Below are 21,510 nucleotides of genomic sequence, written 5' to 3'. Positions count from 1 at the left end.
ACCCCATGAGCAGCCTCTTGCGTCTTCACGGCACTCCGCTAAGCAACTACTACAACAAGGTCAAGATTGCCCTGCTTGAGCAAGGACGGGCCTTCGAAGAGGTGCATGCGCTGCCCGCGGACCTGTGGCCGCAGGCTGGCAGCCCCACCGGGAAAATCCCGTGGCTGCAAACACCCGACGGGCATTGCCTGCACGAATCTGCCGCGATCATCGAGTACCTGGAAGAAACCCGGGGCGACGCCCCCAGCCTGTTCCCTGTTCATCCCGTCGATCGCGCACGCTGCCGTGAACTGGTTCAGTACCTTGAGCTGTACATCGAACTGCCGGTCAGAGACCTTTACGGTGCAGCATTCTGGGGCGCCACGCTGGAAACCGGGCAAGCCGACCGCGCCATCCAGCAGGCCGAAAAAGGCCTGAAGTTTCTGGCGCGCCGGGCCTCGTTTGACCCCTGGCTGTGCGGCGACACCTTCAGCCAGGCTGACGCCACGGCCTGGGCCCACCTGACCACAGTGCAGCGCGCCCTGCACTTCGTCGGTGCCGGCGACCTGATGGCCACCGCCCTGCCCACTTTGCCCGCTTACCTTGAGAAACTGGCCGCACGCCCCAGCATCGCCCATGTCATTAATGACATCCGGCTGGAATTGCGCCGACAATCGGGCAAGTCCTGAGTGTTCACCACGAGATAACCATGGCACGCACACGCGCCCTTGATTACGAAGACCGAAAGAAAGACATTTTGCGGGCAGCCGCCGTGCTGTTTGCCCAACAGGGCTACAGCGAAACCCTGCTGGAAGACATTGCCGCCCAATGCGGCGTTAAAAAATCATCGCTGTATCACTACCACAGCTCAAAACACGCCATCCTGTATAGCCTGATCACCTGGAAAATCGAAGACCTGGCCTGGAAAATCGACGCGGCCATCGAAGCGGCATCTGCCCCGAAAGAAAAGTTTCAAGCCTTCACCACTACCCTGGTCAATGAATACATTCGCGTGCCGGAAGAAATGACGGTGCTGCTGACGCAAATGCGCTACCTGAACAAGCCCGCCATGAAGTCGGTCATCCAGATCCAGGACCGCATCATCAACCGTGCCGTCTTGCTGATCCAATCGTTGCGCCCCGATATTGAAATCAGCCGCAAAAATGTAACCGCCATGGCCATGCTGTATTTCGGCATGACCAACTGGATTCCGGTCTGGTACAAGCCCTCGGGGTCCATAAAACCGGCCGATCTGTCGACCATGATTTCAGAACTGTTCCTGAACGGCATCAGTGCGCCTGATTTCCCTATAATCGGCCATCGTATCTCATGACCGTTTAACCACTATGCCACTCAAAGACCTGCGCAACCTCATTCTATTAAGCATCATCTGGAGTGGCTCGTTTCTGTTCATGCTGTTGTCCATCCGGGAAATTGGTTCGATTCCGATGGTCGAAATCCGTGCCTTTGCCGGTGGCGCCTTCCTGATGGTTCTGGTCATTGTCTTCGGCAAAATGACCAGTCTGGTTCAAAACTACAAGCGCATCGCCGTGGCCGGCCTGTTCAATTCGGCCCTTCCCTTCCTGATGCTGTCCTATGCGGCCTTTCACCTGACCTCGGGCCTGCTGGCCATTCTCAATGCCATGACGCCGCTATTTGGCGGGCTGATTGCACGGGTCTGGCTCAAAGAAAAAATGACACTGCCGCGCATCGGCGGTTTGATATTGGGGTTCATCGGCATTCTGGTGCTGGTATCGGATGACCTGCTGGCTGATACGGGCAGTGGCAGCGCGCATTTCCTGGCCATTCTGGCCGGGCTGGGTGCCCCTGTGTTATGCCACGGCCGCGTGCTACACCAGCATTTACCTGAAGAATGTCGATGCGATGGCCAGCGCCGCCGGCAGTGTGGGTACCACCGCGCTGATTTTCCTGCCTTTCGCCCTGCTGACCTGGCCTGACCCGGCCAATGTCTCGCTTACCGCCTGGGCCTCGGCCATCGCACTGGGCGTGTTATGCACCGGGCTGGCCTATGTCATTTTGTTTCGCCTGCTCGCCAGCGTCGGCCCCACCAAAACCATGACCGTCACCTTTCTGGTACCCCCATGGGCGTCATGTGGGGCGTAATCTTTCTGGATGAGCCGCTGACCCCGAGCATCATCCTGGGCGCCTGCATCGTACTGGCCGGCACGTTTCTGGCCACCGGGGTCAGGCTGGGGAAAAAGGCGGGTGATCATCCACCCCCACCCTGATGGCGTCAAACCAACGCGCGGGCTCGCATGGCCTTGCCCAGACTCAGCGCCATGAACACCCCGAATGCAGACAGCACGACCGACACCGTCCAGGTCATGTGCCAGTTACCCGCCAGTGTCGCCACCCAGGCCACAATCGGCGGCCCAATGAACTGGCCGAACGACAGGCACTGCTGCAGCAGCCCGACCGACGTGGAGGTCGCCTCACGCGAGGGCGACATCTGCAACGCCAGGAAAAACATATTCCCCGGAACCAGCCCGCCGACCGCTGAAAAAATCAGGGCCATGACCAGTTGCAACCAACTGGGTGCCCCCACACCGAACGCAATAATCGTGCAAACCGACATCGTGACAAAAGCCGTGATGATGAGGTTGTGCGGCTGAAACCCGCGGTGCACCAGGCGACCGCCCCCAGGCTGCCCAGCGCATTCGAACCACCGACCAGTGCCGCCATCAGACCCGCCGTTGTGCCCGAAAATCCTTCCGCCACATAAATCGACGGCAGGAAGCCGACGACGGCCATCCACTGGGACGCGTAGACCATGGCACACAGCGTCACCAGCCAGACATTCTTGCTGGTCAGCGTCTGGCGGACCAGCGCCAGCGCCCTGGGCGCTTTCGACGCAGCCGGGTCATCAGAACCCGCAACACGATAGACCGCGTCAGGAGGTACCTTGCTGTAAATCACCACACCGATGACCGCGGTCAGCAACGCCAGCACCCACCACAACACCTGCCAGCTGGCGACGCTTAGCAGCCACGAACCGAACACCAGGGCCAGAATGGTGGCCAACGGAACATACGCCCCCCACAGCCCCAGTAACCGGCTCAGGTAAGCCGGCTCAACCATACGCCGGATCATTCCCGGGGCCGGCATGACCACCATCAGAAAGCCCAGACCCTCGATGCCCCGCGACAACAGCAAGGCTGACTTGCTGTCAAACAATGGCCCCACCGCCGAACTGAAGGCCAGCAAGGTCAAGCCGGCCAGCACACAGCGGCGCAAACCGATTTTTTCAGCCATAAGCCCGACCAGCACCCCCAGGGTCATCCCCCCACCTGCACCAGCGACAGCAAAAAGCCCGATTCCACCAGCGTCATGCCCAACTGGCGCTGCAATTCGGGCAATGCCGGAGGCAGCTTCCAGACATGCAATGCCGCGCAAACACCCGCCAGAAACGTGATGTAAGCAAAACTGTTAGACGCAAGAGGCAAACCGGAAGAACGCGTAGACATGGCAAGACAACCGCTGGATGAGAATGAAAATTCGTAACGTAATGCGAAAACTGCCCGCATTAAAGCACACTGTAAGCGCACTGGTGCTATGGTATGCCACTGCTACAGATTTTGTGGCAACCACAAAAACGCGCCCCATAAGCGGGGCCACCCCCTGAGACAACGCTTCAAACACTTTGCCATGCCATCTCCCACCCAGGCAACCCGCCCCGTTTCCGAAACCGCACCACACCCGGCGAGCATCCGCAACCAGCTTTTTCTGGTATTTGCCATCTGCTTCATTTCGATCAACCTGCGCTCGGCCCTGATCAGCGTCGGCCCGGTCGTGGAATCCATCCGGCACAGCCTGAACCTGTCAGGCACCCAGGTGGGCTTGCTGCTGACACTGCCCATTTTATGCTTCGGGGCTTTTGCCCCTTCGCTCCGAAATTACTGCGCTTTCGCTCGGCCGAGCAACTGGTTACGCTGGCGATGGCGCTGCTGTCGCTGGGCATCATTTTGCGCAGCCTGTTCGGAACCGTGGGGCTGTTTGCCGGCACCTTTATTTCAGGTGCCGCCATCAGCGTGGTCATGGTCCTGTTGCCCAGCCTGATCAAAAGAACTTCCCGGCCCAGGCCGGCGCCATGATGGGCCTGTACTCCACTGCCCTGTGTCTGGGGGCTACCGTCGCAGCCGCCCTGACTGTGCCCATCGAGTCCATTCCTGGCAGCGACTGGCGCTGGGCCCTGGTGTTCTGGGATCTCCCCTGTTCGTCGCCATCGCCCTGTGGCTGCCGTATTCAAAAGCAGGCCAGGCCAACCCCGCAGCCGCTTCGGCAAAACTACCCCGGTTGCGCAGCAGCGCACTGGCCTGGCAAGTGTCGCTGTTCATGGGGATTCAATCGGCCATTGCCTACTGCGTTTTCGGCTGGCTGCCCGTCATTCTGGTCGACCGCGGCCTGACGCCACTGGCGGCCGGGTTCATGCTGTCCATTTGCATGGGTGTGCAACTGATCACCTCGCTGGCCGCGCCCATCATGGCCAGCCGGGCCAAAGACCAGCGCAGCACCATCGCCCTGATGATCGCGTTGTCGGTAACAGGGCTCATGACCACCATTTACGCACCGTTGCAAAGCATGTGGCTGTGGTCCACCATTCTGGGGCTGGGGTTGGGCGGCGTGTTCAGCATGGCCCTTGCCCTGCTGGTGTTGCGTTCGCCCACCCCGCAAGTAGCGGCCGCGTTGTCGGGCATGTCGCAAGGTGTCGGCTATACCGTGGCCGCCACCGGCCCGGTCATTGTGGGCATGCTGCACGAATACACCGGCAACTGGCATGCCGTGGCAGTGTTCTACCTGCTGCTGGCCTGCGGCTCGCTTACGTTCGGCATGGGCGCAGGCCGCAACCTTCACATCACGCCTGACCGAGCGTCTTGAGGGCCACTGCTGGGTCAAGCGCCTGGGCCCGGTCAACCACAACCTGCTCGGCAACCAGGCGCCGGGCCGCCATATGATCCATCGGCACATTAACCGTTTCAACGCAGCTCAGGCGATCTCCATCGAAATAAAGCACCGAAAACTTGCCGCTGGCCGGATCACCCCGCACGGCACGCTCGTGGCCCGCATCGGGTACGCCGGCAATCTGGATACGAATCGCCCCCTGCTCTGACCAGAACCAGGGCATGGCCGTATAGGGTGCCGGGTCACCCAGAATACTGCGCGCCGCGCAGCGGGCCTGGTCATTGGCATTCTGTACCGACTCAAGACGAATCAGCCGACCGAGCGTCGCCGATGGGAACGCGGTACAGTCACCAATGGCATACACATCAGGCTGGCTGGTCTGCATGAACGGATTGACCACCACACCGTTATCACACGCCAGGCCTGCGGCTTGGGCAAGATCAACATTGGGCTCGCTGCCCACTGCAAGAACGACAACATCGGCCGCAAACTGTTTATCACCCACCCAGATACCTGTAACCTTTTCATCGACCACATCAAGGCGATCTGCACGGGCATTCAATTCAATGGTGATGCCATTGGCCTGGTGGGTCTGCAGCAACCAGTCCGAGATTTCGGGTGACACCGAACGGCCCAGCAAACGGTCGGCCGCTTCAAGTACGGTCACATGTTTACCCAGGCCGGCAGCCGTAGCGGCGACCTCAAGGCCGATAAACCCGCCGCCCACCACGACCACGCGACGGGCTGCGGCCACCTGCTCACGCAGGCGCCGGGCGTCAGCAATCGTACGTACCGACGTGACGTTGCCAAAACCGCCATCGAATAACGGCAGCGTGCGCGCCCGCGCCCCGGTCGCCAGAACCAGCGTATCGTATGACAGGCGATCGCCAGAACTTAAAGTGATGGCATGCGCTGCCGGGTCGATTGCACTGACACAGGTATTAACGTGCACATCGATGGTGTTGTCGGCATAAAAACTGGCCGGACGCAGCCAGGCCGGCTGCGGGTCTTCATCTTTCAGCCAGGTTTTTGACAACGGCGGTCGCTGGTAAGGCAAATAACATTCTTCGGTAACCAGCACCACCTGAACGTCTTGCCCGGCTTCGTTGATTGATGCGCAAAACTGGGCCGCCGCGTGCCCGCCACCTACCACCACAATTTTCTTCACGACAAACTTTCCCTTTAGACGAAAACGGGCGATTACGCCCGGTTGATTCGCCAAGCATAACGCATCCAACTGGACGGCCCCACCTCGCCCGGCCTATTATCCTTCCTGCCCTGAATCACTCTGCCCATCCCGCCCTCCCCAATGCTCAATGCCTCATCCTTTGACCGTCTCTGGCTTACCGAGGCACTGCGCCTGCAGGAAACGCGCGATGGGCCGCTGGACGATCAGGCAGAACTCCTTCAGGTACGCCAGGCAGGCGGCGATATTGCCACGCGCGTTCTGAAACGCGCGCAACTGGTGGGTGCGCGCGAAGGGCAACTGGCCCGGTTGCGACACTGGCGTAACGTCGCCCGTCTGGTTGTACTGGCGCTGGTTGCCGTGGCCATCTTTAGCGGCGCAGGCATGGCACTGAGCGCCTTGGGCGACGGCACGCGTCCGGTTAACCTGATGCAAGCGCTGGTGCTCCTGCTCGGGCTCAATACCGTCATGTTTCTGCTCTGGCTGGTTTCGATGGCCTTGCCCTCCACACGTCCCACCGGCCTGGGCGGGATATGGCTTTGGCTGACCGCAAAACTGGCGCGCTCGCAGGCACAGCTCTTGCCAGGGCAGGCCCTGCTGTCGATCGCCCAACGATCACGCGCGCTGACCCCGATGCTGGGCAGCCTGACCCATACCCTCTGGAGCCTGGCCCTGATGGCTGCGCTGGCGATGCTGCTTGGCCTACTTTCTGCCCGGCAATACGGTTTTCAGTGGGAAACCACCCTGCTGTCACCCGATTTTTTACCGCTCTGACGCATCTGCTGGGGGCTGCCGTCACTGCTCGGGTTTGACATGCCATCACCCGAAATCATTGCGCACAGTGTTACCGGCGCCACGGTGGCCTTGCCCCAGGCGGGCCCGATCTGGTCGCACTGGCTGATAGGCTGTGTCGTGACCTGGGGCTGCTGCCACGCCTGCTGGCGTTACTGGGCTGCCTGGTATTGGCACGGTGGCGGCTGGGCACATATACACTGGACCTGAGTCTGCCAGGTCTGGCCGAACTGCGCCCGCGCCTGATGCCCGAGAGCCGGAATACCGGCATTGACGCCCCTGCTCCTGATCAGGCTGGCACCGTACCTGACGGCACCAGCAGCACGACGCCACGGCCCGGAGGCCACAATGCGGTTATCGGTCTTGAATTGCCCGATGATGTCAACTGGCCACTGCCCCTCCTGGTCACACTGGGCCAGGACCTTGGCCGCATCGACACCCGCGCTCAGCGCATCGATCTGGAAAACACGCTGACCACCCGACAGTACGACCACCTGGTGGTTGCCTGCGACGGTCGCCAGACGCCAGACCGAGGCATCCTGCTCTATTTGCAGTCACTGTCGCAACTTTGCAAACATTTGCATATCGTCATCCTGCCGTTCGCCGAAAAAGCCCCGACCACGGGCGCGGACCAGGATGCCGGCAGCACACCAGGTAACGGCACTGGCACTGTCCGCCCTCCGGGCACCCGCCCTGGCGCTGCCGACCGCAGCCTGCTCTGGCGGGCCGAGCTCGAACGCACCGGCATCGACCCAGCCCTCATTTACGTCGGGCCAGACATGTTTCTGTCCTCTACCCGTCCTCTTTGAAGCACTTCGCATGGCAACCCATAACGAACCTCAACTACCTGCCACACCCTTGAAGTCGCCGTGGTCGGTCACACCAATACCGGGAAAACCTCGCTGTTACGCACCCTCACCCGCAACCCGGAATTTGGCGAGGTCAACGACAGTCCGGGCACAACGCGACATGTCGAAGGCATCCAGCTGCTTATCGGCGAAACCCCCGTCATTGAGTTTTTTGATACCCCAGGCATTGAAGATGCCATTGGACTGGCCGATTACATTGACCGACTGTGCCCACGCGAAGAGCGACTGGATGCCTGGGAACGGATTGATCGTTTCCTGGATTCGGTTGAAAGCCGTCGCCGGTTCGAGCAGGAAGCCCGTGTGCTGAAAAAATGCTCGAAGTGGATGCCGCCCTTTATGTCATTGACACGCGCGACCCCATGCTCAGCAAGCACAAAGAAGAACTGGCCACGCTGGCGTCATGCGGGCGACCCATCCTGCCGGTGCTGAACTTCACCCGGCACAAATACCAGCGTGTCGATGAGTGGCGTGAAGGGCTCAGCCGGTTAAGCCTGCATGCCATCGTCGAGTTCGACACCGTCGCTCCACCCTGGATGGCGAAGACCAGCTTTATGAGCGACTGGCGCTGTTACTGGATCGCCATGCGCCTTCGCTCAAAACCCTGCAGGACAATATTCGCGCACAACGCATCCAACGCCGCCAGGACGCCAACCGCCTGCTGGCCGAGTTGCTGGTCGATGTCGCGGCTTTACGCATCAGCACGCCGGCCAACCCAGCCGCCCTGGAAGAAACCACTCAGGTCCTGCGTGACCTGGTGCGCCAGCGTGAGCAGCACTGCCTGCAAGCCTTGCTGACGCATTACAACTTTCGTCGTGAAGACTTTCTGCAGCATACGTTGCCGCTGGAGGGTGAACGCTGGGGCATGGATCTGTTCAGCCCGCAAACCCTCAAGGAAGCCGGCATCGAAGTGGGTAAAGGTGCGGCTGCCGGCGCAGCTGCCGGCTTTACCGTTGACCTGATCACGGCAGGCCTCAGCCTCGGGTCGGGCACCCTGATCGGGGCCGCCGTTGGGGGCCTGGCAAGGTCTCGACCGGTTCGGCAAACGCCTGCTGGGCAAATTGCGCGGCTATCAGGAGGTGACCGTGGACAACACCGTCATCCGCCTTCTGGCCGCACGTCAGACCGCTCTGATCCATGCACTGGAGCAACGGGGCCATGCTGCACGCGACCCCATCACGATCGACATCGAGCGCGTCGCCGGTTTTCATGACGCGCAATTGCCCGATACCCTGATCGAGACCCGCAGCAATCCGCAATGGTCAACCCTGGGAGAAACCTTTGAGCCCTCGGTGCGGCGCCAGCGTTTAATTGAACGACTGGCCCAGACCTTGGGCGAAAGCCAGATCACATAACGGCAACCCACCTTTGCAGGCCTGCCAGGCGACGCGACTGCGAGTCCTGACGCACGACATGCGACATGCGACATGCGACATGCGACATGCGACATGCGATCAATATTCTGCAGAGCGTCCGGTGATCGCAACGCCAAGGCGCACCAACCGGTGCGCACAGGCGTCCAGAAACCGTGTCCACCACGAACGGCGCTGATCATGCAGCGCCGTAACCAGCCGGCTGCTTTGATGCAGCTGTGCCTCAAGACGAGCCTGCAACAGTGCCGCGAACCCGGCATCATCCACATACACGTTGGCTTCGCGGGCCAGCAACAGGCTGAACGGGTCCATGTTGGCCGACCCCACCATGGCGCGTCCGTCAATAACCGCAACCTTGGCATGCAGATAGCTCGGCATGTATTCGTAAATCTCAATGCCGTGCGACAACAGCCGGCCATACATACTGCGGCAAGCCCGAAACTGCAAGGTATATTCAGACTGCCCCTGCAGCAACAGACGTACCCGCACCCCACGGGCTGCGGCCGCCTGCAAGGCCGTTTTCAACGCTTTGCCGGGCAAAAAATAGGAATTGGCAATCAGGACATCGTGGCGCGCCCGATAGATGGCCCCGATATACGCAGATTCAATCGTCTTGCGAAACCGCACGTTATCGCGAAACAAAACGGCCGCACGCACCCCTCAGACACAGGAGGCGAACGTTGAGCCAGCATCCGGTCACGGCGCCGTCGCCAACCCCGCACCCTGCGGTAAAACGCAGGCCAGTCAGTGCGATGGCGCCAGGCCATGCGCATCCAGAGGTCGGACTGGGCGCGAAACAGATCACTCACAATCGGCCCCTTCACCTGGACAGCGAAATCAAAACGCGGCTGCGGGCCCTCGCCCGTTTCAGGCACATCAAACAGGTCATCCAGCACATTGATGCCTCCGACGAACGCCAGGCTCTGATCCACCACCACAACCTTGCGATGCAGTCGGCGCAACCGGCGCAGACTGAAGCGATAAAACTCGACCCCTTCAGGCTCGGGACGATACACCCGGAAACGCGCACCCATCTGCTCAAAATGCCCGGCCAATACCCGGGCATGACGCGCACTGCCAAACCCGTCCACCACTACCCTCACCCGCACGCCCCGCGCGCATGCCGCCCGCAGATGGGACAACAGTTTGAGCCCTGTGTCATCGAGATTGAAAATATAGGTTTCGAGGTGAACACTGAAACGCGCGTTGTCGATCGCGTTGAACAGTGCGGGGAAATACTCCCCCGTTTTGCAGCAGCCGGATGGCATTACCGGCACGCCACCGGACAAAATCCGGGTAGCGCTCAGGGCCGGGTTGACTCACGGCAGTTCAAGTTCGGTAAAAACCGGCGCATGATCAGACCACTGCGACCAGGGCTTGCCATGCAGCACCCGGGCACTGCGTACCGCAAACCCACGCTGGTAGATACGATCGAGCCGGAGCCACGGGAATGCCGCCGGAAACGTGCGAGGCGGCAGCGCGGTGCGCGCCATACCGTCCATCCCCAGCTCTCGAGGCTGCCCGTCCAGCGCCGAATGGCTGCCGAACATGCGCAGCCCGCGACGCAAGGCCTTGATGGATGCCGGCAAGGTCAGGGCCCGGTGCGGGCGGCGTGCGGTGCTACGGAAAAGACTTCGTACAGCCCCAATTGTTCAACGAACAACGGTGCCAGACGATTGTTCCAGTCGTTGAAGTCTCCGGCAATGAGCAATGGTGCGTCGTCGGGCACCAGACGCCGGATGCGTTCGACCAGCGCCTGGATCTGGCGTGACCGCCCACCCGCAAACAGCCCAAGGTGCACCACCAGACAATGCACCGGTGTGCCCTTGATGTCGATGACCGCATGCAGCAAACCTCGCTGCTCAAGGCGATGATCGGAAACGTCTTCGTTTTCGTAGTTCAGAACCGTGAACCGCGACAACAAGGCGTTGCCGTGATCGGTGTGCGTGCGCACCGCATTACACCCGTAGCACACCCCCATGCCCAATGCCGCACCCAGCGATTCATGCTGGGCATCAAGCACACTGCGACGCTGGTTGCGCCCCTGCACTTCCTGTAAAAGCAGATCGGGTCGCAGCCCGTACAACCCCAACCGCAGCTGGGACAAGGACTCGCGCGCCCCGGTGGCAGAGCGGCCCTTGTGAATGTTGTAGCTGACGACCCGAATGACCGACATAAGGACTGGGCCTGGATCGGCTTACGCCGCCGGCGTTTCGGTCTTGCGCAAGCGGATATGCAATTCGCGCAATTGCTTTTCGTCGACCGGTGAGGGTGCCTGCGTGAGCAGACACTGTGCCCGCTGCGTTTTCGGGAAGGCGATAACGTCGCGAATGGATTCGGCACCCGTCATCATGGTCACCAGGCGATCGAGACCAAACGCCACACCACCGTGCGGCGGCGCGCCGTATTGCAAGGCATCGAGCAGGAAGCCGAACTTTTCGGCCGCCTCTTCGGCACCGATGTTCAGGGCGCGGAACACCTTGCTTTGAACGTCGGCACGGTGGATACGCACTGAACCACCACCGATTTCCCAGCCGTTGAGCACGATGTCGTAAGCCTTGGCCAATGCACTGGCCGGATCGGTTTCAAGCAACTCTTCGTGGCCGTCTTTGGGGCTGGTAAACGGGTGGTGTGCCGCAAAATAACGCCCTTCTTCAGGGTCGTATTCGAACATGGGGAAATCAACCACCCACAGCGGTTTCCAGCCGGCCTCGAACAGACCTTTGGACTTGCCAAATTCGCTGTGGCCGATCTTGACCCGCAGCGCACCGATGGCATCGTTGACCACCTTGGCCTTGTCGGCACCAAAGAAAATCAGGTCTCCACTTTGCGCACCCGTACGCTCGATAAGCTGGGTGAGCGCCTGATTATGGATGTTCTTGACGATGGGTGACTGCAAGCCTTCAGGGATATTGGCCGCATCATTGACCTTGATGTACGCCAGCCCTTTGGCACCGTAAATGGCGACAAACTTGGTGTAGGCATCGATTTCGCTGCGAGGCATTTCGGCGCCGCCAGGAACACGCATGGCCACCACGCGGCAGGCCGGATCATTGGCCGGTGCCGAAAACACTTTGAAATCAACGTCGGACATCAGGTCGGAGACATCGACGAATTCAAGCTTGACACGCATGTCAGGTTTGTCGGAACCAAAACGACGCATGGCTTCGGCCCAGGTCATGGTCGGGAACTGCGCCGGCAGATCGACGTCTTGCACCGACTTGAACACATGACGCAGCATGCCTTCGAAAATTTCACGGATTTCGAATTCGTTCAGGAACGAGGTTTCGCAATCGATCTGGGTGAATTCAGGCTGGCGGTCGGCACGCAAGTCTTCGTCGCGGAAGCACTTGGTGATTTGGTAGTAACGGTCGAAACCCGCCACCATGAGCATTTGCTTGAACAGCTGGGGCGACTGGGGCAGCGCGAAGAACTCGCCGGCATTGACGCGTGACGGTACCAGGTAGTCGCGTGCGCCTTCAGGCGTGCTTTTGGTGAGCATGGGCGTTTCGATGTCGACAAAACCCAGGCTATCGAGGTATTTGCGCACCTCGATGGAGACTCGGTAGCGCAACATCAGGTTGCGCTGCATTTGCGGACGACGCAGGTCAAGCACGCGATGCGTCAGGCGTGTGGTTTCTGACAGATTGTCGTCATCAAGCTGGAAGGGCGGTGTTACCGACGCATTCAGGATTTCAATTTCACGGCACAAGACCTCGACCTCGCCCGAGGCCAGTTCAGTATTGACCGTACCCGCCGGACGCTCGCGCACCAGGCCGGTGATGCGTACGCAGAACTCGTTGCGGATGCGTTCAGCGGTTTCAAAGGCCGCCACGTTGTCAGGATCGACAACCACCTGGGCCAGGCCAGCGCGGTCACGCAGGTCGATAAAAATGACGCCACCGTGGTCGCGACGGCGGTGAACCCAGCCAAACAGGGTAACAGTCTGGCCCAGGTGGGCTTTGCCAACCTCACCGGTGTAGCAAGTACGCATGAAAAGAACTCCGTAAATTAGATTTGTTTGATTCGTGGCGGCCCGGCTTCAGGGCGAATCGTCGGGGCCTTTGGTGGCGGCTACAGCAGCGGCCGCCGCAGCTGCATTCACGGCCGCGTGCTCCAGTTCGGGACGTATGGCACCCGGTGACACGACCCCCATGGAAACGATGTACTTCAGCGCCGCATCGACGCTCATGTCGAGTACCTGGACATCGGCACGCGGCATCATCAGGAAAAACCAGACGTGGGGTTGGGCGTGGTGGGTACATAAACACTGACGAAATCACCCCCAGCCGTTCGGCCACCTCACCACTGGGCGTGCCAGTGAGAAAGGCGATGGTCCAGGCCCCCTGCCGTGGATACTGCACCAGAACAGCCTCGCGAAAGGCCTGCCCGCTGGGCGATAAAACCGTGTCGCTGACCTGCTTGACCGAATTATAAATGGAACGCACCAGCGGAATTCTGCCCAGAAGGCGTTCCCAACGGTCGACAAACGCCCGACCAATGAAGTTGGCCCCGGCCAGCCCGCTGAAGAACACCACCACCAGCACCAACAGCAACTGAAAGCCGGGAATCCGGACCCCGAACAGGGATTGCGACGTCAGGAATGACGGCACCACGCTTTCGAGGGTGGTAAACACCAGCGACAACACCCACAGGGTGATGACGAGCGGAATCCAGATGAGCAGGCCCGTAATGAAGTAGCGCTTGAAGTGGCGCATGCGGAATCAGCCGGCGGCAGGCGTAGAAGCCGTTGCCGATGGTGCGGGCGCCGCAGGTGCCGACGCAGAGGCGCTGTCGGCAGCTGCCGAAGTTGAGCCTGCACTGCCACCCGACGTGCTGTTGCCCCCGCGAAAATCGGTAACATACCAGCCCGACCCCTTGAGCTGGAACCCTGCCGCCGTTACCTGCTTGGCATAGGTCGACTGACCGCACTGGGGGCACTGGGTGAGCAACGGGTCGGAAATCTTTTGCAAAACGTCTTCGGCATGGCCGCACGCGCTGCACTTGTAAGCATAAATAGGCACAATAATCACCCCTAAAGAATGTACGATTTTAGCTGTTTTTGCAGCCTGCCACCCGTCGCCGGGACGCAGGACGACAGGCCTGACACGCCATAGATTGGGGCGACCGGCCGTTCTGCAAGCATTCGACAGAAAGTTGCAGTATCCTAGAAGGCTAAGTGCTCTATTTTTTCAGGAATACGACGGGATGACGAGCCCTAATCACCTTACGGCCGCCGACGACGGCGCCGCACCCAACAGCCAGCCTTACACCTTTTCGCTGCGGGCGCAAAAAATCACCAGTTCCACCATTCGGGAAATCCTGAAGGTTACCGAACGCCCCGAAATCATCTCGTTTGCCGGCGGGTTGCCGGCTGCAAAGGTTTCCCGGTTGACACCATCAGTGCGGCCTTCGAACGCGTGCTCAGCCGTAACGGACGCGCGGCGCTGCAATACGGCACCACCGAAGGGTATGCACCACTGCGCGAATGGGTCACTCAAGACCTGAAACGTGTTGGCGCCAACGACGTCAACCCGAACCAGGTGCTTATCGTTTCCGGGTCCCAGCAAGCCCTTGACCTGCTGGGCAAACTGTTTATCGATCCGGGCAGCAAAGTGCTGGTCGAAGCGCCCAGCTATCTGGGCGCACTGCAGTCATTTTCATTGTTCGAGCCCGACTATGTGGCTGTCCCCACCGACGATCAGGGGCTGATTCCCGAAGGCCTGACCGACGAACGGGTTGCCGGCGCACGGTTCATTTACGCCCTGCCCAACTTCCAGAACCCCACGGGTCGCACGCTCAGTCTCGAACGTCGCAAGGCACTGGTGCAACGCTGTGCACAGGCCAACGTACCGATCATCGAAGATGACCCCTACGGTGACCTGCGTTATGCCGGCGAAGCCTTGCCGGGCTTGCTGGGCTTGGGTCGTGAAGCGGGTGCAACCGTCATCCGGCTGGGCAGTTTCTCGAAGGTCCTGGCTCCGGGCCTGCGGCTGGGCTACATTGTCGCCCCTGAAGCCATCATCGCCAAACTGGTGCAAATCAAACAGGCCACCGATCTGCACACGGCGACCCTTACGCAAATGGCCGTTTACGAAACCATTCAAGACGGTTTCCTGAACTTCCATCTGCCGGCTGTACGCGATATTTACAAAGAACAGTGCGGCTACATGCTTGACGCCATGGATCAATACTTCCCCAAAGAAGCCCACTGGACCAGGCCCGAAGGTGGCATGTTCATCTGGGTGACCTTGCCCGAACACATCAATGCCTACGAACTGCTCGATCGCTCGATCAAACAGAACGTGGCCTTCGTGCCCGGCGAGCCGTTCTACGCCGGTGCCGAAGCCAAACGCAACACCCTGCGCCTGAGCTTTGTCACCGTTTCCGAAGAGCGTATCCGCGAAGGTATCGAAATTCTGGGGCGTCTCATCGCCGAAACACCCGTCAGCAAAGCAGCGTGAGCACAACGCGACACACGCCCGATCTGTCCGATATGCGCCACGATGACTGGGTGGCGCGCTGTTTGCCGGCGTCGTGGGGGCCGTATGCGCGCCTGTGCCGGCTCGACCGGCCGGTAGGTACCTGGCTTACCTTGCTGCCCTGCCTGGCCGCGCTGGTTCAGGCAGCTGACGGCTGGCCTACGCTATTCCGGCTGTTCATCTTTTCGCTGGGGGCCTTGCTGATGCGCGGGGTAGGCTGCACCATCAACGATATTTTCGACCGCGACATCGACAGCCAGGTCGAACGCACCCGTTTCCGGCCACTCACCAGCGGCCAGCTGTCGCTGAAAAACGCCCTGTGGTTCCTGCTGGGGCAATTCATCGTGTGCGCATTGCTGCTGTTCGCGGTCAACGAATACAGTCGCTGGCTGGCCGTGCTGCTGGTTCCCATCGTCATCATCTACCCGCTGTGCAAACGCTTTACCTACTGGCCGCAAATTGTGCTGGGCATCGGGTTCAACTGGGGCATGCTGATGGCCTGGTCCGACACCCAGAACACCTTGCCGCTGGCCGGTATCGCCATGTGGGTGGGGGCCGTGTTGTGGCAAGTCGGCTACGACTCTATCTACGCCTATGTCGATGTGCGTGACGATCTGAAACTGGGCGTCAAGTCAACAGCCATGCGTTTTGGCGAACACGGTAAACTCTGGATCGGCGGGTTCTATGTGGCCACGATTGCCCTTTGGCTGTATGCAGGCATCGCACTGCAGCACTCATGGGCGTACTTCGTCGTGCTTGCCATTATTGCCGGTCACTTTGCCTGGCAAATGCGGGTCTTCAGTCTGGCCCACCCCGACCGCAATTTCATGCTGTTTCGCTCCAACATGACCCCTGGCGTTTTGCTGATCGTCGCCGCCCTGGGCGGTACGCTAGTCAACTAAAGGTTCAAAGCCATGCCCTCTTTCCTTGAAGCGTTGGCAACGTTTCTGTTTGCCGTTGCCATCATCCATACCTTTTCAGTGCCGGTTTTTGCCCGACTGTCCAACAAAAAGGGCCCCATTCGGGCCTGTGGCATTTGCTGGCTGAAGTCGAGGCCGTATTCGGGGTCTGGGCGTTTGTCCTGATCATCATCATGGTCATTTCGGCGGGGGCTCCCGAAGCCATCCGTTACGTCGACTCACGCAACTTTACCGAGCCGCTGTTCGTATTTGCCATCATGGTCATTGCGGCCAGCAAACCCATTCTCGACCTGGTCGGCCTGCTGGTGCGCAGCCTTGCGCGTGTGGTGCCCATCCGCACTGAAGTGGCGATGTTCTTTATTACGATGTCAATGGTGCCACTGGCCGGATCGTTCATCACGGAACCTGCCGCCATGACGCTGGCGGCATTGCTGCTGCGCGATGCCTATTTCCGGCGCTCCGAACAGGCAGGGTTCAAATACCTTACCATCGGCGTGCTGTTCGTTAACGTGTCGATTGGCGGCGTGCTAACGGCCTATGCAGCCCCTCCGGTACTCATGGTGGCCCAAACCTTCGGCTGGGACTCTGCCTACATGGCCACGCACTTTGGCTGGCGTGCGGTCGCTGCCGTCATCATCAATGCCGCCCTGCTGACCCTGATCGTACGCAAATATCTGGTCAGTAAAGCCATCGGTACGGGTACCGGCGTCAATGCCACCGACGAGTCCGCCGACAAGCGTCCTGCGGCTCCCCCGCTGGTCATGGCCATCCACCTGGGTTTCCTGGTTGCCGTCGTCCTGACCGCGCATCATCCGGCCATGTTCATGGGCCTGCTCATGATGTTCATTGGTTACGCCGAGGCCTACAAAAAGTTCCAGAACCCCCTGCTGATCAAAGAAGGACTGCTGGTCGGTTTCTTCCTGGCCGGGCTGGTTGTTCTGGGCGGCATGCAGAAATGGTGGTTGCAAGACCTTCTGGGCGGGCTTTCCCCGACGGTTCTGTTCTGGGGCGCTACTGCCCTGACCGCGGTTACCGATAATGCCGCCCTGACCTACCTGGGTTCACTGGTTGAAGGCACGAGCGATCTGTGGCGCTACATGCTGGTGGCCGGGGCGGTCACGGGCGGCGGTCTTACCGTCATTGCCAACGCCCCCAACCCGGCGGGTTTCGCCATCCTGAAAGGCACCTTCCCGGATGGCGCCATCTCGCCGCTCAAGCTGCTGATGTCTGCAGCGGTGCCCACCGCGGTCGCCGCGTTCTTCTTCCTGCTGCCCAACACCTTCAGCTAAAGGTGCTTCGGCACTTGTGCAACACGGAGGCAACGTCGTCAGGGTTAAAAAACACTCTAAAAAAGCACTTCAGCCCGCTACCGTACCCAACAAAGAGCCCTGCCGGTTTCACAACCGGCAGGGCTCTTTTACAAACGGCTTTGGCGTTAATAACCGGGAAGCCAGTAAAGTTACTGGCCTGCGTTGTTTTTTACGCGACGCTGACCCGTATCGCTTTCACGGCGCAACATGCGCACCAGCCACACCAGCAGCGTCAGGGAACACGCCAGACCGACAACGAACAACGCAACAACAATCAGTTCACCGGTGGTCATGATGTGCCCCTTAAGCCTGTACAAAACCGTAATTACTGGTTAGCGCCGAACTTCTCGCGCAGCTGTTTGCCATAGCGGCTGGTCTGCTCAATGGCAGCCCAGGCCGAGTCGTTCGCCTGCTTGACGAATGCAGCACCGTCAGCCACCGGTACCATTTCAATACCGAAATCCTTCTGACGCTTCTCTTCGGCGGCAGCCAGTTCGTGATCCTTGGCGTAGTTGGCTTCAATTTTAGCCATTTGTGCCTTCAGAAACTCACGCTGCTTGTCGTCCAGTTTCTTTTCCCAGGTGTCCTGGTTCATGAACAGGCTGACTTCAACGTTGTAGAAACCGGGCTCAACGCGATACTTGGTCTTTTCTTGCCAGCCAAGGTCGAAAATACCGACGCTGGGCCAGCCATAACCGTCAACCACACCACGCTCAAGGGCGGTGAACACTTCACCCGGGGGAACCTGCAACGGTGTTGCGCCCAGCGACTGGAAGAAAGCACGGTACACCGGCACGCTGCGCAGCTTCATGCCCGAGAACGAATTGCCTTCAGGCTTTTTGTTGGCATATACGTGGTATTTCAGACCATCTGTCGTACGACCCAGCCAGACCATGTTGGCCTTTTCACGGTGGATCTTGTCCATCAGTTCGTAGCCGCCATTTTTGCGCAGCTCGGCCATTGGCGTATTGGTAACCGTCAGCGTCAGGCCTTCAGGCACCAGATTGGCGTGGAACACGGCTGTCGTGTTGGCAATGTCGACCACACCGGAACGCAATGCACTGCCCACTTCGAACGGAGGCATCGCTTCGGGGCCACCCACGAACTGGATCTGTACCAGCCCTTTGCCCTCTTCGTTCACCGCCTTCATGAACTCGTTGAACTGACGGAAAAAGAAGGCGTCCTGGTTAAAGACGCTGACTGCTTTCAGAGTGACCTCTGCCGCCTGGACAGCCGACATCGCAGCCAGACCCAGGAAAGTCCCGACAACAATTTTTTCAATTGCATTTTCATGGTTGAATCTCCTTTGGTTACATCATGAGCCGCGGCAAACCAATAGCCAGCCAGGGCAAAAACAGGATCAAGGCGATGACAAGCACCTCGATCACAATGAACGGAAACACCGACGCGTAAATTTGCGTCAGGCGGATCTGGGGCGGCGCCACACTTTGCATGACCATGCACAACAGGCCGAACGGCGGTGTCAGCAGACCCAGCTCCATGGCGACCAGCAACATCACACCCAGCCAGACAGGGTCAATACCGGCAGCATTGGCCAGCGGCATGAAAAACGGCAGCGTAATCATCATCATGCTGACCTGGTCGATGATACAACCCAGCACCAGCAGAATCAGCAGCATCCCGATGATGAGCATGAACGGCGACAGGTCATAGGCAGTAATGATGCCCAGCAACCCGGACGTTGCACCCGAAAAGCTCAGCAACTGCGAGAACGTGGTCGACGCAATCAGGACAAACAGAATAATGACCGAAATACGGGCGGTTTCAATCAACGACTTGTAAAAACTCTGAAGCGTGAACGCGCCATAGCACATGGTCGCAATGGTTGCGGCCACCGCACCAATCGCCGCCGATTCGGTGGGCGATGCCCAGCCGGCCAGCATGCTGCCCACCACCGCCACAAAAATACCCAGCAGGGGCACGACATCGCGGAAAAACGGCTTCCACTTTTCCCAACCATACACACGCTGGGAGGGATCATCGGCCGGTGCCATTTCGGGGCTGATCTTGCAGCGAACAACCACATAGCCCAGGAACAGCAACGCCATCAACAAGCCAGGAATGATGCCCCCGATCAGCAGCTTGGAGATGGAAATGCCGGCCAGACTGCCCAGCATGACGGCCAGGGCCGACGGCGGAATCAGCATGGCGATACCACCCACAGCCATGATCGGACCCATGGCAATATTCGGATGGTAGCCGCGACGCATCATTTCGGGCAGCAATGTACCGCCCATCATGGCCGTATTGGCGATAGTCGAACCCGACAGGGTGGCAAATACCGTTCCACCCACCACCGACACCACCGACAAACGACCCGGAACACGAGCGATCAGTCGTTCAATGGCATTGATGGCCCGATAGGCCAGCCCCGTATGGAACAACACCTCGCCCATCAGAATAAACAACGGAATGGGCGTCAGTGAAAAACTGCTGACCGATTGAATCGAGTTACGAACCAGCTGGCTGATACCCGCTTCGCCACCCATGAAAATCCAGGCGCCCAAAAGGTTGACGCCCAAAAACGCAAATGCCACCGGCACGCCGATCAGCATCAGGACAAACAACGTACCCAGCAACAGGGTTAGTGCAGATTGCCAATCCATTACGCCCCCTTGACCGGTACGAAGATGCCAACAAACTGGCGGGTGAACTCGATGACGAGCAATGCAAAACAGAACAGCATGGGCAGACCCAGCCACCATTCAGGGAACATGAGGACCTTGAACACGATCCCCCTGGGCTTTTGCATCCATCAGGCTGGTGTAGCTGTACCAAGCCAACACGGCAGAAATCAGCAAACAAACTGTATACGAAATAAAACTGACGACAAACTTGGCAACGCCCGTGAAATTTCGCACAATGACATCAACGCGGATATGGTCATTGGTGAAGACCAGCCACGGCGCAGCACAGAAGGCCGCCAGCATCATCATGTACTCGGTAACTTCTACCGCCCAGCCAATTGACGAATTACCCAGATTACGCAGCAGAACATCGGTACAAACCAGTAGCGCCATGGCCAAAAAAGCAGCGCCGCGAACGCGCCCGTGCCGTTGAGCAGGCCTTTGTAAGCCCTTGCCAATCCAGAAGCCGGCACGGGCTCTGGCGGCGTTTCGTATGCGTGTTGCATCCCCACATCCTTTGATAGAACAAGATGCGAAATTTTAACCTTAAACCAATTGGCAAATAACATTCAGCACACTTAACGTGTCGCCAATTTCGCTCAAAGTTACCAAGAGTTACCCTTTTCTGCATGCATCTTACGAATCATTGCATTGAAGAATTTGACGGCAAAATCATCCTCCCGGATCAACATTGCCGTCAGATCGGCACATTTTTGGCGAATTTCGTCTGACAAGACGACATCTTCACCTCCCATCGCTGTCGATTGGGCCTGAATTTCAGCCGCACGCTGGACCGTCCACAGAAGGAAGAACGCCTTTTCGATACTGCTTTCACCCACTGCAACACCATGGTTGCGCAAGACCAGAATATGTTTGCTGCCCAGGCTGGCCAGCATACGGGTTTTTTCATCGGCAAACAGCGTGATGCCTTCGAACGCATGGTAAGCCACACGACCAAACAGCTGCGCACCGTAGAAATTGTTGTGATCAAACCCGGCCTGCTTCTGGGCCACGGCTGAAACGGGGTCGTGTGG

18 protein-coding genes and 8 pseudogenes are annotated in these 21,510 nt (G+C 59.2%); 12 read left to right on the top strand and 14 right to left on the bottom strand.

Translation table 11 applies throughout. The features are described from left to right. Positions 1-5: 5 nt before the first annotated feature. The 5 genes from N7E01_RS09820 to N7E01_RS09800 are packed head-to-tail and all read left to right on the top strand — an operon-like array spanning position 6 to position 2,228. Entirely contained in the window at positions 6-668 is a 663-nt protein-coding gene (locus N7E01_RS09820; RefSeq protein WP_289172759.1) for a glutathione S-transferase family protein, read from the top strand. Between the two features lie 20 nt (positions 669-688). Further along, entirely contained in the window at positions 689-1,312 is a 624-nt protein-coding gene (locus tag N7E01_RS09815) for a TetR/AcrR family transcriptional regulator (RefSeq protein WP_289172758.1), read from the top strand. Between the two features lie 13 nt (positions 1,313-1,325). Then, positions 1,326-1,937: a DMT family transporter gene (locus N7E01_RS09810; protein WP_289172757.1), complete on the top strand. Its 612-nt coding sequence runs from the start codon at positions 1,326-1,328 to the stop codon at positions 1,935-1,937. Next, the gene (locus N7E01_RS09805) at positions 1,864-2,103 is read left to right on the top strand and encodes an EamA family transporter (RefSeq protein ID WP_289172756.1); all 240 of its coding nucleotides are present in this window, start codon (positions 1,864-1,866) and stop codon (positions 2,101-2,103) included. Before N7E01_RS09810 ends, N7E01_RS09805 begins: the two co-directional genes overlap by 74 nt. Further along, positions 2,091-2,228 (top strand): hypothetical protein, encoded by a 138-nt coding sequence (locus N7E01_RS09800; protein ID WP_289172755.1) that lies wholly within the window; start codon positions 2,091-2,093, stop codon positions 2,226-2,228. Before N7E01_RS09805 ends, N7E01_RS09800 begins: the two co-directional genes overlap by 13 nt. A gap of 5 nt (positions 2,229-2,233) precedes the next feature. Here the strand turns inward: N7E01_RS09800 and N7E01_RS09795 are convergent, their stop codons facing one another. The 3 genes and pseudogenes from N7E01_RS09795 to N7E01_RS09785 form a co-directional block, all read right to left on the bottom strand. Further along, positions 2,234-2,626 (bottom strand): hypothetical protein, encoded by a 393-nt coding sequence (locus N7E01_RS09795; RefSeq protein ID WP_350494822.1) that lies wholly within the window; start codon positions 2,624-2,626, stop codon positions 2,234-2,236. Between the two features lie 74 nt (positions 2,627-2,700). Next, positions 2,701-3,315 (bottom strand): annotated as a pseudogene (locus N7E01_RS09790) (MFS transporter); the annotation flags it as partial. Continuing rightward, complete coding sequence (locus N7E01_RS09785) at positions 3,276-3,464, bottom strand: hypothetical protein (protein WP_289172752.1); 189 nt, start codon at positions 3,462-3,464, stop codon at positions 3,276-3,278. The pseudogene N7E01_RS09790 and the gene N7E01_RS09785, both read right to left, overlap by 40 nt. A gap of 396 nt (positions 3,465-3,860) precedes the next feature. Between N7E01_RS09785 and N7E01_RS09780 the strand changes: the two genes are divergently transcribed. Both N7E01_RS09780 and N7E01_RS09775 read left to right on the top strand, forming a co-directional pair. Then, the gene (locus N7E01_RS09780) at positions 3,861-4,091 is read left to right on the top strand and encodes a hypothetical protein (protein WP_289172751.1); all 231 of its coding nucleotides are present in this window, start codon (positions 3,861-3,863) and stop codon (positions 4,089-4,091) included. Positions 4,092-4,113: 22 nt separating this feature from the next. Further along, entirely contained in the window at positions 4,114-4,875 is a 762-nt protein-coding gene (locus N7E01_RS09775; RefSeq protein WP_289172750.1) for an MFS transporter, read from the top strand. Here N7E01_RS09775 and N7E01_RS09770 read toward each other — a convergent pair. Next, the gene (locus N7E01_RS09770; protein WP_289172749.1) at positions 4,853-6,067 is read right to left on the bottom strand and encodes an NAD(P)/FAD-dependent oxidoreductase; all 1,215 of its coding nucleotides are present in this window, start codon (positions 6,065-6,067) and stop codon (positions 4,853-4,855) included. The genes N7E01_RS09775 and N7E01_RS09770 overlap by 23 nt on opposite strands. Positions 6,068-6,208: 141 nt before the next feature. Between N7E01_RS09770 and N7E01_RS18830 the strand changes: the two are divergent. Together N7E01_RS18830 and N7E01_RS09750 are read left to right on the top strand one after the other, a co-directional pair. Next, a pseudogene (locus N7E01_RS18830) lies at positions 6,209-7,686 on the top strand (DUF2868 domain-containing protein). A gap of 60 nt (positions 7,687-7,746) precedes the next feature. Next, positions 7,747-9,098, top strand: a pseudogene (locus N7E01_RS09750) (GTPase/DUF3482 domain-containing protein). A gap of 99 nt (positions 9,099-9,197) precedes the next feature. On the opposite strand, the pseudogene clsB reads toward N7E01_RS09750, so the two are convergent. The 5 genes and pseudogenes from clsB to N7E01_RS09725 form a co-directional block, all read right to left on the bottom strand. Next, a pseudogene (clsB, locus tag N7E01_RS09745) lies at positions 9,198-10,439 on the bottom strand (cardiolipin synthase ClsB). Continuing rightward, a pseudogene (locus N7E01_RS09740) lies at positions 10,436-11,292 on the bottom strand (endonuclease/exonuclease/phosphatase family protein). The pseudogenes clsB and N7E01_RS09740 overlap by 4 nt, the downstream one beginning before the upstream one ends. A gap of 21 nt (positions 11,293-11,313) precedes the next feature. Continuing rightward, positions 11,314-13,110, bottom strand: coding sequence for an aspartate--tRNA ligase (aspS, locus tag N7E01_RS09735; protein ID WP_289172746.1), 1,797 nt, complete (start codon positions 13,108-13,110; stop codon positions 11,314-11,316). A gap of 48 nt (positions 13,111-13,158) precedes the next feature. Further along, positions 13,159-13,834, bottom strand: a pseudogene (locus tag N7E01_RS09730) (DUF502 domain-containing protein). A 6-nt stretch (positions 13,835-13,840) separates the two neighbouring features. Next, the gene (locus N7E01_RS09725; protein WP_289172745.1) at positions 13,841-14,140 is read right to left on the bottom strand and encodes an FmdB family zinc ribbon protein; all 300 of its coding nucleotides are present in this window, start codon (positions 14,138-14,140) and stop codon (positions 13,841-13,843) included. Between the two features lie 184 nt (positions 14,141-14,324). On the opposite strand from N7E01_RS09725, the pseudogene N7E01_RS09720 reads away from it, so the two are divergent. The 3 genes and pseudogenes from N7E01_RS09720 (at position 14,325) to N7E01_RS09710 (ending at position 17,807) form a co-directional block, all read left to right on the top strand. Further along, a pseudogene (locus tag N7E01_RS09720) lies at positions 14,325-15,580 on the top strand (aminotransferase-like domain-containing protein). A 32-nt stretch (positions 15,581-15,612) separates the two neighbouring features. Continuing rightward, complete coding sequence (gene ubiA / locus N7E01_RS09715; protein WP_350495031.1) at positions 15,613-16,500, top strand: 4-hydroxybenzoate octaprenyltransferase; 888 nt, start codon at positions 15,613-15,615, stop codon at positions 16,498-16,500. Positions 16,501-16,512: 12 nt separating this feature from the next. Further along, positions 16,513-17,807, top strand: a pseudogene (locus tag N7E01_RS09710) (putative Na+/H+ antiporter). 170 nt (positions 17,808-17,977) lie between these two features. Here the strand turns inward: N7E01_RS09710 and N7E01_RS09705 are convergent. From N7E01_RS09705 to N7E01_RS18825, 5 genes are all read right to left on the bottom strand, one after another. Continuing rightward, complete coding sequence (locus N7E01_RS09705; protein WP_289172743.1) at positions 17,978-18,121, bottom strand: hypothetical protein; 144 nt, start codon at positions 18,119-18,121, stop codon at positions 17,978-17,980. A 32-nt stretch (positions 18,122-18,153) separates the two neighbouring features. Further along, the gene (gene dctP, locus N7E01_RS09700) at positions 18,154-19,068 is read right to left on the bottom strand and encodes a TRAP transporter substrate-binding protein DctP (protein ID WP_289172742.1); all 915 of its coding nucleotides are present in this window, start codon (positions 19,066-19,068) and stop codon (positions 18,154-18,156) included. A 70-nt stretch (positions 19,069-19,138) separates the two neighbouring features. Beyond that, positions 19,139-20,455: a TRAP transporter large permease gene (locus tag N7E01_RS09695; protein WP_289172741.1), complete on the bottom strand. Its 1,317-nt coding sequence runs from the start codon at positions 20,453-20,455 to the stop codon at positions 19,139-19,141. Between the two features lie 99 nt (positions 20,456-20,554). Further along, the gene (locus N7E01_RS09690) at positions 20,555-20,869 is read right to left on the bottom strand and encodes a TRAP transporter small permease (protein WP_289172740.1); all 315 of its coding nucleotides are present in this window, start codon (positions 20,867-20,869) and stop codon (positions 20,555-20,557) included. Between the two features lie 212 nt (positions 20,870-21,081). Then, entirely contained in the window at positions 21,082-21,489 is a 408-nt protein-coding gene (locus N7E01_RS18825; RefSeq protein ID WP_350494821.1) for a class II aldolase/adducin family protein, read from the bottom strand. Positions 21,490-21,510 lie beyond the last annotated feature (21 nt).

The organism is Neopusillimonas aromaticivorans (assembly GCF_030344915.1).
Taxonomy (GTDB): Bacteria; Pseudomonadota; Gammaproteobacteria; order Burkholderiales; family Burkholderiaceae_B; genus Neopusillimonas; species Neopusillimonas aromaticivorans.
The sequence above is the reverse complement of the archived record's forward strand: the minus strand, read 5'-3'. Positions and strand labels throughout refer to the sequence as shown.

Bases quoted from the DNA above. Each gene is read 5' to 3' on its own strand.
- aspS (WP_289172746.1), bottom strand. From the start codon at position 13,110: ATGCGTACTTGCTACACCGGTGAGGTTGGCAAAGCCCACCTGGGCCAG.
- N7E01_RS09805 (WP_289172756.1), top strand. From the start codon at position 1,864: ATGGCCAGCGCCGCCGGCAGTGTGGGTACCACCGCGCTGATTTTCCTG.
- N7E01_RS09705 (WP_289172743.1), bottom strand. From the start codon at position 18,121: ATGACCACCGGTGAACTGATTGTTGTTGCGTTGTTCGTTGTCGGTCTG.
- dctP (WP_289172742.1), bottom strand. From the start codon at position 19,068: ATGTCGGCTGTCCAGGCGGCAGAGGTCACTCTGAAAGCAGTCAGCGTC.
- N7E01_RS09690 (WP_289172740.1), bottom strand. From the start codon at position 20,869: ATGGCGCTACTGGTTTGTACCGATGTTCTGCTGCGTAATCTGGGTAAT.
- N7E01_RS09810 (WP_289172757.1), top strand. From the start codon at position 1,326: ATGCCACTCAAAGACCTGCGCAACCTCATTCTATTAAGCATCATCTGG.
- N7E01_RS09815 (WP_289172758.1), top strand. From the start codon at position 689: ATGGCACGCACACGCGCCCTTGATTACGAAGACCGAAAGAAAGACATT.
- N7E01_RS09800 (WP_289172755.1), top strand. From the start codon at position 2,091: ATGTGGGGCGTAATCTTTCTGGATGAGCCGCTGACCCCGAGCATCATC.
- ubiA (WP_350495031.1), top strand. From the start codon at position 15,613: ATGCGCCACGATGACTGGGTGGCGCGCTGTTTGCCGGCGTCGTGGGGG.
- N7E01_RS09785 (WP_289172752.1), bottom strand. From the start codon at position 3,464: ATGTCTACGCGTTCTTCCGGTTTGCCTCTTGCGTCTAACAGTTTTGCT.
- N7E01_RS09695 (WP_289172741.1), bottom strand. From the start codon at position 20,455: ATGGATTGGCAATCTGCACTAACCCTGTTGCTGGGTACGTTGTTTGTC.
- N7E01_RS09780 (WP_289172751.1), top strand. From the start codon at position 3,861: ATGCTTCGGGGCTTTTGCCCCTTCGCTCCGAAATTACTGCGCTTTCGC.
- N7E01_RS09820 (WP_289172759.1), top strand. From the start codon at position 6: ATGAGCAGCCTCTTGCGTCTTCACGGCACTCCGCTAAGCAACTACTAC.